Here is a 12,176-nt window from a genome sequence, read left to right on the forward strand (position 1 = left end):
TTATTTGGAAGAGAAATCAATTAGTTTTCGGCGATATGCGGTTAGTAATTTAGATTTTGACACAAATCCATAATATTTCCCATCATTTATTACGGGTAAATTCCAGGCTCCTGTATCTTGAAATTTTCGCATTACCTCGGTCATTTTATCGTTGTTTAAATCTATAATATCTGGTGGGTTGTGCATTAATTCTGCAGCTTTTATTTTATCGTATAAGTTTTGATCGAACATAACTGGCCGAAGATCATCCAGCAAAATTATACCTTCCAAATTGTTCGTCTTTGTATCGAGAACGGGGAAGAGGTTTCTTTTAGATTTTATTACAGCTTGGTGTACCATATCACCCAGTGTCATGTTGGGTGAAATAGCTATAAAATCACGCTCTATAACCGTCTTTATATCCATCAAGGTCAATACTGCGTGGTCTTTATCGTGCGTAATTAAATCGCCTTTACGTCCCAATTCCATCGTGTAAACGGAATGTGGAATAAAAAATTTTGTCAATGAAAATGAAATGGCTGCTGTAATCATTAAAGGGATAAACAATTCGTAACCACCAGTTACCTCGGCAATGAGAAATATTGCTGTTAGTGGGGCATGGAGAACTCCTGCCATTAATCCAGTCATTCCTACTAGCGTGAAATTACTTTCAGAAACGGGATTGTTCAACAGTCCAAGATTGTTGATTATTTTTGCAAAGCAGTTTCCCATGATACTTCCCATAAATAGGGTAGGTGCAAAAATACCGCCAACTCCGCCGGCACCAAAAGTAAGTGCACTCGCAATAATTTTGAATACCACCAAACCCGCTAACAACAGTATTACCACCCAAATACTGGAAAGATCTAAATTGAAAAAATTGTTTTCTAAAGCAGCTTGCGGATTTCCTTGCACCAAATTATTTATTACATCGAAACCTTCGCCATAGAGTGGAGGAATAAAATAAACAAGAATGCCCAACCCAATCCCGCCAATTAACAGTCGTTTGATTGGCGATGCTATTTTTTCGAAAAAATCTTGAATGTTGGAATACATTTTCGTGTAATAAATGGAAACCATGGATGCTACTAATCCTAATAAAATATAGAAAGGAATATCGTTAATTGTAAATTTTTCGGTAATGTTAAACGGCAACAAAATATCAGTACCAAGAAAGAAATACGAAGTAGTTATAGCCGAAACTGAAGCCAATAGAAGTGGCACCATTGAAATTAACGTAAGATCTAAACTAAAAACTTCAACGGCGAAAATAATTGCCGCAATTGGTGCTTTAAAAATGGCAGACATCGCACCCGCACCCGCACAACCTATTAATAGCGTTCTGGTAGGTTGATTCATATGAAAAAGCCGCGATAGGTTGGAGCTTATTGCAGCGCCCGTGGCGACCGTTGGTCCTTCAAGCCCTACCGAACCTCCAAAACCAACAGTGATTGGCGCAGTGATTAAGCTGCCAAACATTTGAAAAGGCCGCATAAAACCTTTGCGTTTTGAAATTGCATAAAGCGTTGATGGTATGCCGTGGCTCACTTTATTTCTAATTATATAACGCATTGCCAAAAATGCCAGTGTAAGCCCTATTAATGGAAAAATAAAGTAAAAAGCTGTTTGATAATGAGCAATTAATTTACCCTGCAACAAATTTTGTATCAGGTGCGTAAGGTTTTTTAAAACTACGGCACCAATTCCCGCTAAAAGGCCAACCGCAATACTCATTATATATACAAACTGCTTTTGAGGGATATGCTTAATCCTCCAGATTAGGAAGCGCGTTAGTATGTTTCGTTGTTGCGTAGGCATCTTTAAAGCTATCAAAAAAATCCTGCTTTTGCAGGATTTTTTTCTTAAGATTTTATTTCAACTTTTAAATGAAGTTCTTCCAACTGCTTTTTATCAATTGGCGCTGGTGCATCTATCATTACATCGCGGCCAGCATTGTTTTTCGGGAAAGCAATAAAGTCGCGAATTGTTTCTTGGCCTCCTAAAATTGCAACCAATCTATCAAGTCCAAAAGCAATCCCACCGTGTGGTGGCGCACCGTATTGGAAAGCATCCATCAAAAAACCGAATTGTGCTTTCGCTTCTTCAGGAGTAAACCCTAAATAATCGAACATTTTTGCTTGTGTTTTTCTGTCGTGAATTCTTATAGAACCACCGCCTATTTCGTTTCCGTTTAAAACTAAATCGTAGGCGTTTGCTTTAACATCGCCGGGGTTGGTGTCTAAAAGTTCTAGTTGTCCGGGCTTTGGAGAAGTAAAAGGATGGTGCATAGCGTGGTAGCGATTTGTTTCTTCGTCCCATTCTAAAAGTGGAAAATCTACAACCCAAAGTGGAGCAAATTCGTTGTTTTTTCGCAAACCAAGTTCTTCGGCTAAATGCATACGCAATGCACTTAATTGCGTTCTCACTTTGTTTTTATCTCCAGAGAGTACGCAAACTAAATCGCCAGGTTTAGCCCCAGTTGCTTCTGCCCACTTCGCCAAATCTTCTTGATCGTAAAATTTATCTACGGAAGATTTATAGGTTCCATCTTCGTTACAGCGCGAATAAACCATTCCCAAAGCGCCAATCTGTGGGCGTTTTATCCAGTTTATTAATTTGTCTATTTCTTTTCTCGTGAAAGCATTTCCGCCAGGAACTGCTATTCCTACAACCAATTCGGCTTGATTAAAAACACCGAAGTCTTTGTGCTGTGCAACTGCGTTTAGCTCGCCAAACTCCATCCCAAAACGAATGTCTGGTTTGTCGTTTCCGTATTTCGCTATGGCATCATCGTACGTTATTCTTGGGAATTCGGAGATTTCTACTCCGTTAATTTCCTTTAAAAGATGTTTTGTCAATCCTTCAAAAGCATTTAAAATATCTTCCTGTTCTACGAAGGCCATTTCGCAATCTATTTGTGTGAATTCCGGCTGACGGTCTGCGCGCAAATCTTCGTCGCGGAAACATTTTACTATTTGGAAATATTTATCCAATCCTCCCACCATTAGCAATTGTTTAAATGTTTGAGGCGATTGCGGAAGCGCGTAAAACTGACCTTCATTCATTCGTGAAGGTACTACGAAATCGCGCGCACCTTCGGGAGTCGATTTTATTAAATACGGGGTTTCTACTTCAACAAAACCTTGGTTTGCTAAATAATTGCGTACTGCAATGGCAACTTTGGCGCGAAAAATAAGGTTTTCACGCACTGGATTTCTGCGAATGTCTAAATAGCGATATTTCATTCGCAAATCTTCGCCCCCATCGGTTTCGTCTTCTATGGTAAAAGGTGGGGTTAGGGATTCGTTTAGAATGTTCAATTCCGAAACCAAAATTTCTACATCGCCGGTTGGCATATTTGGGTTTTTGGATTCGCGCTCTATTACGGTTCCTTTTACTTGAATCACGAACTCGCGACCCAATTTTGCAGCTTTTTCAATTACTTCTTTTGAAGTTCTTTCTTCATCAAAAATAAGTTGCGTAATGCCGTAGCGGTCGCGAAGGTCTACCCAGACCATAAAACCTTTATCGCGGGTTTTTTGCACCCACCCTGCAAGGGTTACTTCCTTATTGATATCTGCAGCGCGAAGCTGACCATTGTTGTGCGTTCTGTACATTTTATTCTGAAAAAAATTGAGGGTGCAAATTTAACAAGTATTAAATGAATTGTTGTGGTTTTGAAGGGATTATTTGATTGCCACGAACCTGCCAATTGGTAAGTACAGGAATATTTAAATAGAAAAGACCTACAAGGTTTTGTAAACCTTGCAGATCTGTTAAATTACTTTTATCAATATTATTTAGACAATACGATTATTATTAGAAGCTCCATTCGCCCGTAGCTTCATCAATTCCTTCATCCTGCGCTTTTTTCTGAATCTAATCTTGGCGCGGTTTACCAAATAAAACATTACAGGTACCACAATCAAGGTTAAGAATGTGGCGAAAATTAATCCAAAAATTACCGTCCACGCAAGCGGCCCCCAGAAAATTACGTTGTCTCCACCTATATAAATATTTGGGCTGTAATCTGTAAATAGGCCAAAGAAATCTATATTAAATCCAATTGCCAACGGAATTAGTCCAAGTACAGTTGTAATAGCAGTTAACAAAACAGGACGTAAACGCGACTTTCCGCCCGCAACTATCAAATCGAAATACTGGCGTTTGGTGAGCATTTGATCATCTTCCATTTGCAGATCGTATTTTTTTCTATCGATGAGAATTTGGGTGTAATCTATTAACACGATGGCGTTATTTACCACAATTCCCGCGAGGGAAATAATACCCATCATCGTCATTATAATTACAAAATCCATTTGAAAAATCACCAAGCCTAGAAACACTCCTGCCAAACTAAGTACGATGGCGGTTAAAATTATTAAGGGTTTACTTATAGAGTTGAATTGTGCCACCAGAATTAGCATAATACCTCCCATGGCGTAAAAGAGTGCTAACAACAGAAAACCCATATTGTCTGCTTGTTCTTCCTGTTCGCCAGTAAATGCGAGGTTTATATTTTTGGGAAGTTCATAATTTTGTAATTCGGCTTTTAGATCGTTTACAATTTCAGTGGCATTGTAACCCCCCAAAACATTGGAATAAAGGGTGATAGTGCGCTTTAAATCTTTTCTTTTAATGGAGCTAAAAGATGCTGTATTATTTTTTGTAACCATTGCCGAAATTGGCACTTGCACAATTTTTCCTTGATTGTTTCTAAACGTAATTGGTTGGTTAAAGAGGGCACTTTCATCATAACGAGATTTGTCTGAAAGGCGTACGTTAATTTCATAATCATCATCGCCATCTTTATAGGTTGATGCTTCTTCCCCAAAAATTGCACGTCGTAACGTTAGTCCAATTTGCCCAGTGGAAATACCCAGTTGTCCCGCTTTTTCACGATCTACGGTCACGTCCATTTCGGGTTTACTTTTGTTTACGTCTATTTTCAGTTCTTCAATACCACTAATGCCCAAGCCTTCAATATACGAACGTAGATTTTCGGCTTGACGCAGCATTTCTTCGTAATTTTCACCCACTAATTCAATATTAATGGGATAGCCCACGGGCGGACCTGCGGCATCTTTTTCAACAATAATGGAAGCGCCGGGAAAACCTTTTACAGACTCGCGCACTTCTTCTAAAACATCGCTACTTTTTACACCGCGGCGCAATTGGTAGTCGCGCATAGAAAGGGTGATTTTACCTTTTTGTGGCATGTCGTTGCTTTGGCCACCGTCGGTCATAGGGTTTCCGGCACCTTGGCCAACCTGCGAAATAGCAGATTCTACCATATAATTATAACCGTTATCGTTGTATTTTGAAATAGCATCAAAAACCCGCTGTTCTACTTTTTTGGTTAATTTATTCGTTTTTTCAATATCTGTTCCTTGTGGATATTCTATGTATGTTATAATCTGGTTTGGTTCATTTTCTGGGAAGAAAAGTACTTTTGGCTGTACCAATCTTACCAAAACGAACGACATTAATAAAAGCGCAATTGTACCGAAAAAGAACACGTATGCTTTTTTACCGCGCAAGGCATATTTTAACGTGTTTTCATAAAAATTTTCAAGTTTTTTAAGCGATTTATATTGAAAGTAGTCAACTGCACCCGCTAAGATGTATTTGTAAACCCATAACATAATTGCAGCGAGAATAGCCAAGTTTCCGAAACCACGGAATGCTGCAATATCAATTGCAAAACCAACGACTACCAGTAAAATACCAACTCCCAGCAAAATTAAACTCCAACGAATTAATTTCTTTTTTGTCATTGGTTCTTCTTCAGTTTTCATAAATTCTGAAGTAAGCATGGAGTTAATAATCAGCGCTACAAAAAGCGACGACGAGAGCACAACTGAAAGCGTTATAGGGAAATAAATCATAAATTTTCCAATGGTTCCTGGCCATAAACCAAGTGGGAAAAACGCTGCCAATGTAGTAGCAGTAGAGGCAATAATTGGCCAAGCAATCTCGCCCATACCTTGTTTGGCGGCTTTTCGGGGCGACATGCCTTCACTCATTAAAGTATATACGTTTTCAACCACTACAATGCCATTGTCAACAAGCATTCCCAGCCCCATGACCAACCCAAAAAGAACCATTGTGTTTAGCGTAAAGCCCAATGCCGAAAGAATAACTAACGACATTAACATGGAAAGCGGAATGGCGAAACCTACAAATAATGCATTTCTAAATCCTAAGAAAAACATTAAAACGAGTACAACTAAAATAACTCCGAAAATAATGTTGTTTACCAAATCGTTTACTTGGTTTTCGGTTTTTATTGATTGATCGTTAGTGAGCGTTATGTCTAGGCTTTTTGGAAGATAACTATCCTGTTCTTCTGCTACAATGTCCTTAATTTGCTCAACGGCTTCAATCATGTTTTTTCCCGCACGTTTTTTTACATCGAGCATTACTACTGGCTCGCCGTATTCGCGGGCGTAGGTGGTAGCGTCCTTTTCCTTAAATTTTATATCGGCAATGTCTTTTAGGAAAATGATTCCGTCGTCTTTTTTAACTACAACCTTTTCCAGTTCTTTTGGGTCCTTTATTTCGCCTGTAATACGGATGTTTTTCTGAACGCCATTGGTGATAATATTCCCCCCAGAAATGGTACTATTTTCTCCCTTTATTGCATTTATAATATTGTCGAAACTTACTTGCGAAGCCGTCATTTTATAGATGTCAACGGCAACTTCAACTTCCTTTTCTTCGGCGCCGCGAATGGTGGCTTCTTTTATTTGTGGCAGCAATTCTATTTTATCTTGAAGATATTCGGCATAATCCTTCAACTGTTGTACAGGGTAGTCGCCTGTTAAATTGATGTTTAGGATTGGCATTTCTTCAGAAAAGTTTAAGTCGAAAACATTGGGTTCTACTTTTCCACCATTGGTTAGTGTGGGCCATGTGGTTTCGGCTTTTACTAGATCTACTTTGTCTTTCACCAATTGTTTGGCCACAGGAATATCTACAGATTCTTCAAATTCAACAATTATAATTGAGTAATCTTGAAGCGTTGTTGAGGTAATTTCCTTTACACCACCAACGTTTTTAAATTCTTCCTCTAAGGGTTCGGTAATAAATTTTTCAACATCTTCGGCGGAGTTTCCAGGGTTGACAGAGCTCACGTAGATTTTGGTTTCAATAATTTCGGGAAAAGCTTCGCGCGGCATCGTGTAATAAGCAATTGCCCCCAAAAAAAGGACAATGGCCATAATTACATAGACCGTCATTTTATTGTCTATGGCCCAAGACGAAATACTAAATTCTTTGTACGGGTTTTTGCTCATGGTGCAAAGGGTTTCTTAGTTTTTGATGGTTACTTTTTGACCATCGCGAAGGGTTTTTGCACCTTCTTTAATAATGGTATCGCCTTTTTTAATTCCAGCTTTAACTTCTGTGTGGTTTTCATAAGAAAGCCCTGTTTCTAGCAGTACGCGTTTTGCAACCCCTACGGAATCATTTACTGGTTTGTAGAGATATGCTATTGTTTCGCCAGCTGCATTTTCCTGCAAAATATTCTCAGGAACGGTGATTGCATCTTCGGCGCTATAATCGTTCACTTTTACCGTAGCAATTAGGTTTGGTTTTACCAAGCCGTTTTCGTTCGGTATTTCAACTTGAATGTCGAAACTTCGGTTATTGGGGTTTATATAATTACTTACTTGGCGAACGGTTCCTTTATATTCTTCGTTTATTGAAGCTAACTTTACTTTTACTTGCGTCCCTTTTTTAATATTTCGAAGATAGGTTTCGGGAATGGAAGCCTTCACATACATATTGCTCAAGTTTACTAATCTAATAATAGGACTTTGGCCAGGAATTACAACTTGTCCGGGATCTGTAATTATTTCGTCCACAACACCACTAAAGGGTGCGGTAATTACAGTTTTTGCCAATTGGGAGCGCAACTGATTTGTAAGATTTTTGGCGGCTTCATAACTAGTTTTGGCTTGTAAATATTGAATTTCGGAACCAATTTTCTGTTCCCAAAGTCTTTGCTGACGTTCAAAGGTAGTTTTTGCCAAAGCCATTTGTGCTTCCTGTTGCGCCACTTGACTTGAAAGCCCACCGTCGTCAATTTTTGCGAGACGTTGCCCTTTTGAAACATTTTGACCTTCTTTTACATAGATATTAGTGAGCACTCCGGAATATTCTGCGTTCAGCACCACGTTTTGGTCTGTAACCACATTGCCCTGAACTTCTACATAGTGTTTAAAAATGGTGTCTTTTATAACTTCTGCAGTTATTAAGGTTGGACGTTCTTTTTTCTCGTGCTTGTCTATAAATTGGTTGAGTTTGTCAATTTCACTTTTTAATTCGCGCTGTTGCTTATTAAGCTCGGTTCTTTTAGCTTTTACTGCGGAAAGGTCGCCAGAGTCGATAACAGAATCTACCGATTTATTATCACGACCACAGGAAGCAAAAGTGGCGAGGATTATTAAAAATAGAAGTGCTTTTTTCATTGGATTGAATTTTCGCTTTATGTTGAAATTGGTTTTTTAATATTGCTTTTTGATGGTTGCTGAATCTATTCGAAGCTGCGGAATATTAAGCACAGTTTCAAGATTTGCTTTTTCGTTTATTACTTGCAACATCGACTGAAAATATTGTTGTTGCGCAGTATAAAGTTGTGTTTGAGCTTGCCGTAAATCGAAACTTGCAGCTAAGCCTTCAGTAAATTTTATTTGGTTTTTGTTTTCAATGCGCTCTGCTAAGGCGAGATTTTTCTTTGAGTTTTCATAATTTTCAATAGCAAATTGATAATTGCTTCTAGCCGAAGTAAGGTCCAGTTTTATTTGTTGCTTACTTTGTTCAAACTCGGTTTTTGCTTGATCTAGTGCAATTTGGGCGCGTTGTGTGCTAGCACTGCGCATACCACTACTAAAAATGGGTATGTTTAAACTCACGCCCAAAACCGAAGACTGATACCATTTTTGGTCACCATTTAAAAAACTGAAATCATTATTATTGGCCGATGTTCCATAATTTACAAATGCCGATAGTCTTGGTAAATATTTACTTTTTTCAAGCCTCATTTCGTGATAGCGCTGCTCGGTGAGATTGTAAGCAATTTTATAATCAACATTCTCTTCAAGATTTAATTGAGCGTTCAATAAAGCAAGACTTATGTTATTGTCTGCAAGTTGGTCTAGATTGTCTGTTAGTGTTACTGGGGTTTCTACGTCAATTCCCAACGCAAGATTAAACATTTGTTTTGCTATTTTCTGGCTACGGCGGGCATTATTGAGTTGGGTTTCAATATCTAGCAAGGTGATTTCCAGTTGCTCTACACTTTCCTCTTCGGTTAAACCGTTTTCAAAAATCTTTCTGGTTTCAAAAAGGTTGTCTTCAAGATTTGTTTTATTTTTTTCAAAAATGGCGACCAATTCCTGAGCTAAAAGTACGCTTCCGTAAGCATTAATTACACCTTTTCTAACCTCGAGACGGGTCTTTTCGTTTGCATTTTCAGAAAACCTTAAAAATGCTTTTGCAGCTTGGAGTCCTACCAAATAGCTGCCGTCAAAAATAAGTTGGTTTAGTGTGGCCACAGCATTTGCATTTTGTTTTGTGCCAAAAGTTACTGGGGTAAAGGTGCCGGGTTCGCCTCCGCCAAACTCACTGGGAATAAGTGTTACAGGCTGTTTTAAATTGTTTTGATAACTAATGTTTCCATCAATTTGTGGAAGGCCTTGTGCTGTGGTTTCCCATTTTTGTTTTATGGCCTTGGCAATGTCGCGGCGTGCATTTATAGAAGCGTAATTACTGTCTAGCGCAAAGGTTACGGCCTCCTGCAAACTAAAACGGTAATCTTGCTGCTGTTGCGTAAAGCCGAAAGTAACAGTTGTTATAAAACTGAAAATTAATAGTTTTTTAATCATTGGTTTGGTGCGCTTTAATGTATTTATTTAGTGTGTTAAATCCTTCAGTTGTTACAATTCCTCTTAAATGATATTCAAGATATGCCTCGTTCACAAATTTTACAGAAAAATTTACTGGTGGAAAAAGACTTTGATCCTTAATGCCGTGAATACCTAGAAAATACATTCTGGCAATAAATTCTATGTTCAAATTATTTCGGTAAAGCCCTTGCTCAATACCTCTGCGCAAATTATTACGCGTGTATTCCATCATTTTTTCGAAATGATTCGCTTTTAGACTTTCACTTATTTCGGGATAATATTTTTGTAATTGGAACTGAGGCGAAGCGTGCTCATCCTCAATTTTGTACATCACAAATTTTTTTATCTCAAAAAGTTCTGCGATTGGATTTTGGTTTTGTGAGCGTATCTTGTCTATTTCATCAGTAATACTGTGCATTACAGTGCAGGTACACTCCTCCACTAATGCGGTTTTATTTTTAAAGTGAGTGTAAATGGTTTTTTTTGATATCGCCATTTCGTTGGCAATGTCATCCATCGTTACACTCTTAAAACCAAGTTTCAGAAAAAGCTCAGTGGCCTTTTCAACAATTTTATTTTTCATAAAGGGTGACAAAGATATGTCGCGGAAACTTTAAAAACAATCTTAGTTTCCAAAGTTTTATTTTATTAACAGAAGCTTAACAGCAACGCTATTTTTCGACGGAATACTGTGCGCTTTTGCTTTGCTTGTTTTACTTTAGCCGAAATTTTTTTTGACGAATGGAAATTTTACTGAAATATAGCACGGCGCTAAAAACACAGCTCCAAAAAGCTGTTCCACAAGGAGGCCCGCATCAACTTTACGACCCCATAAACTATATTCTGGCCCTGGGAGGAAAACGTATTAGACCAGCATTAACATTAATGGTGTGCGATTTTTTTGAAACCGATTTTAACAAAGCGATGAACGCGGCTCTGGCTGTAGAGTTATTTCATAATTTTTCACTTATCCACGACGATATTATGGACAACGCCCCGTTGCGAAGGGGAAAAAGGACTGTGCACGAAAAATGGGATGTAAACACGGCCATTCTCTCTGGCGATGCGATGCTTATTTTGGCGTATCGATTTTTTGAAAACTACGAACCCAAAATGTTTCGCGAATTGGCGAAACTGTTTAGTGAAACGGCTTTGCAGGTTTGTGAAGGACAACAACACGATATGGATTTTGAAACCCGCGACGATGTATCGCTGGTAGAATACATTAAAATGATAGATCATAAAACTGCAGTTTTGTTGGGCGCGGCTATGAAAATGGGGGCTATTGTAGCGGAGGCTTCACAAAGCGATCAGGACAAAATTTATCAATTTGGAAGAAATTTGGGCATTGCATTTCAATTGCAAGACGACTATTTAGATGTTTTTGGAAACCCCGAAACTTTCGGAAAACAAGTGGGAGGCGATATTATTTCGAATAAAAAAACGTTTTTATACTTAATGGCTGTAGGGGAAGGCACATCTACACAAGCAGATGAATTGGAACACCTTTTTAGCATAAATCCTAAGGATCCTACTGATAAAATTGCAACGGTAAAAGAAATATTCTTAACATCTGGTGCGGCCCAAGCGACGCAACGTGAGATAGAGAAATTTAGTCATTTAGCCGATTCGTTTTTAAATGATATTGAAATTTCAGAAGAAAAAAAGTCAATGCTACGCGAGTTTGGGAAAGATTTGATGGAGCGCGTTGTTTAAAAATACATACGTACAAACGGTGCAAAAGCGTTTGCGTAAATACTCTCATCTGCATCATAAAGCACATCGTAACGAATGCCAACTGTAAAGTTATTGCTACGGAAACCCACGCCAAAAAATAAGGCCGGATACCAATAGTTGCGCATAACATCTGGGCTTCCTAAATATTTATATTTTCTACTCACGTGTAATTCTTCAAACTCTGCCGAAAGTTGAATTTCGGGTACAACATTGTAAAGTGCTAGCACGCTACCACCTAGTATTGTAGCATTGGTGTCGTTTTTTAAACTGGCATACGTACCATTAAATGCTACTCCCGCAGCAAACTGGTCGTTAAATTGATAAATGGCGCTTGGCGCGATGGTGCCGCTAAAAAAACCATCGCCAAAACTTAGACCAAATCCGCCGCCAAAACGCACATGTTGCCAAAATTCGTTTTTATTTTTTTGACTGAAAACTGCAGTAATGCAAAAAAGAAAAAGCAATGTGCAAAATAATTTGTTAACATACCTAAATTCAGTCTTTTTCATTATGAATACTTTAAGATTTTCTAACTATAAATATATAGAA

Annotated in this window: 8 protein-coding genes; 1 reads left to right on the plus strand and 7 read right to left on the minus strand. The window is 38.3% G+C overall.

Annotated elements, in window-relative coordinates:
* From K8089_RS01485 to K8089_RS01510, 6 genes are all read right to left on the minus strand, one after another.
* A complete protein-coding gene (locus tag K8089_RS01485) occupies positions 1-1,797 on the minus strand; it encodes a chloride channel protein (RefSeq protein ID WP_237601589.1) in 1,797 nt (598 codons plus the stop codon).
* A 44-nt stretch (positions 1,798-1,841) separates the two neighbouring features.
* Positions 1,842-3,596 (minus strand): aspartate--tRNA ligase, encoded by a 1,755-nt coding sequence (gene aspS, locus K8089_RS01490; RefSeq protein ID WP_237601494.1) that lies wholly within the window; start codon positions 3,594-3,596, stop codon positions 1,842-1,844.
* A 183-nt stretch (positions 3,597-3,779) separates the two neighbouring features.
* Entirely contained in the window at positions 3,780-7,277 is a 3,498-nt protein-coding gene (locus tag K8089_RS01495) for an efflux RND transporter permease subunit (protein ID WP_237601495.1), read from the minus strand.
* Positions 7,278-7,292: 15 nt separating this feature from the next.
* A complete protein-coding gene (locus tag K8089_RS01500) occupies positions 7,293-8,453 on the minus strand; it encodes an efflux RND transporter periplasmic adaptor subunit (RefSeq protein ID WP_237601496.1) in 1,161 nt (386 codons plus the stop codon).
* 36 nt (positions 8,454-8,489) lie between these two features.
* A complete protein-coding gene (locus K8089_RS01505; RefSeq protein WP_237601497.1) occupies positions 8,490-9,869 on the minus strand; it encodes a TolC family protein in 1,380 nt (459 codons plus the stop codon).
* The gene (locus tag K8089_RS01510) at positions 9,862-10,473 is read right to left on the minus strand and encodes a TetR/AcrR family transcriptional regulator (protein ID WP_237601498.1); all 612 of its coding nucleotides are present in this window, start codon (positions 10,471-10,473) and stop codon (positions 9,862-9,864) included. Before K8089_RS01510 ends, K8089_RS01505 begins: the two co-directional genes overlap by 8 nt.
* A gap of 158 nt (positions 10,474-10,631) precedes the next feature.
* Between K8089_RS01510 and K8089_RS01515 the strand changes: the two genes are divergently transcribed.
* Positions 10,632-11,606 (plus strand): polyprenyl synthetase family protein, encoded by a 975-nt coding sequence (locus K8089_RS01515; RefSeq protein WP_237601499.1) that lies wholly within the window; start codon positions 10,632-10,634, stop codon positions 11,604-11,606.
* Here the strand turns inward: K8089_RS01515 and K8089_RS01520 are convergent.
* Positions 11,603-12,136 (minus strand): alpha-ketoglutarate decarboxylase, encoded by a 534-nt coding sequence (locus K8089_RS01520; RefSeq protein ID WP_237601500.1) that lies wholly within the window; start codon positions 12,134-12,136, stop codon positions 11,603-11,605. The two genes, K8089_RS01515 and K8089_RS01520, sit on opposite strands and share 4 nt — an antisense overlap.
* Between the last annotated feature and the right edge of the window lie 40 nt (positions 12,137-12,176).

The sequence above is a fragment of the Aequorivita vitellina genome, from assembly GCF_022008365.1.
GTDB lineage: Bacteria > Bacteroidota > Bacteroidia > Flavobacteriales > Flavobacteriaceae > Aequorivita > Aequorivita vitellina.

Excerpts from the sequence above, each read along its gene's own strand:
- K8089_RS01505 (WP_237601497.1), bottom strand. The coding sequence starts at position 9,869 with ATGATTAAAAAACTATTAATTTTCAGTTTTATAACAACTGTTACTTTC.
- K8089_RS01495 (WP_237601495.1), bottom strand. The coding sequence starts at position 7,277 with ATGAGCAAAAACCCGTACAAAGAATTTAGTATTTCGTCTTGGGCCATA.
- K8089_RS01520 (WP_237601500.1), bottom strand. The coding sequence starts at position 12,136 with ATGAAAAAGACTGAATTTAGGTATGTTAACAAATTATTTTGCACATTG.
- K8089_RS01485 (WP_237601589.1), bottom strand. The coding sequence starts at position 1,797 with ATGCCTACGCAACAACGAAACATACTAACGCGCTTCCTAATCTGGAGG.
- K8089_RS01515 (WP_237601499.1), top strand. The coding sequence starts at position 10,632 with ATGGAAATTTTACTGAAATATAGCACGGCGCTAAAAACACAGCTCCAA.
- K8089_RS01510 (WP_237601498.1), bottom strand. The coding sequence starts at position 10,473 with ATGAAAAATAAAATTGTTGAAAAGGCCACTGAGCTTTTTCTGAAACTT.
- aspS (WP_237601494.1), bottom strand. The coding sequence starts at position 3,596 with ATGTACAGAACGCACAACAATGGTCAGCTTCGCGCTGCAGATATCAAT.
- K8089_RS01500 (WP_237601496.1), bottom strand. The coding sequence starts at position 8,453 with ATGAAAAAAGCACTTCTATTTTTAATAATCCTCGCCACTTTTGCTTCC.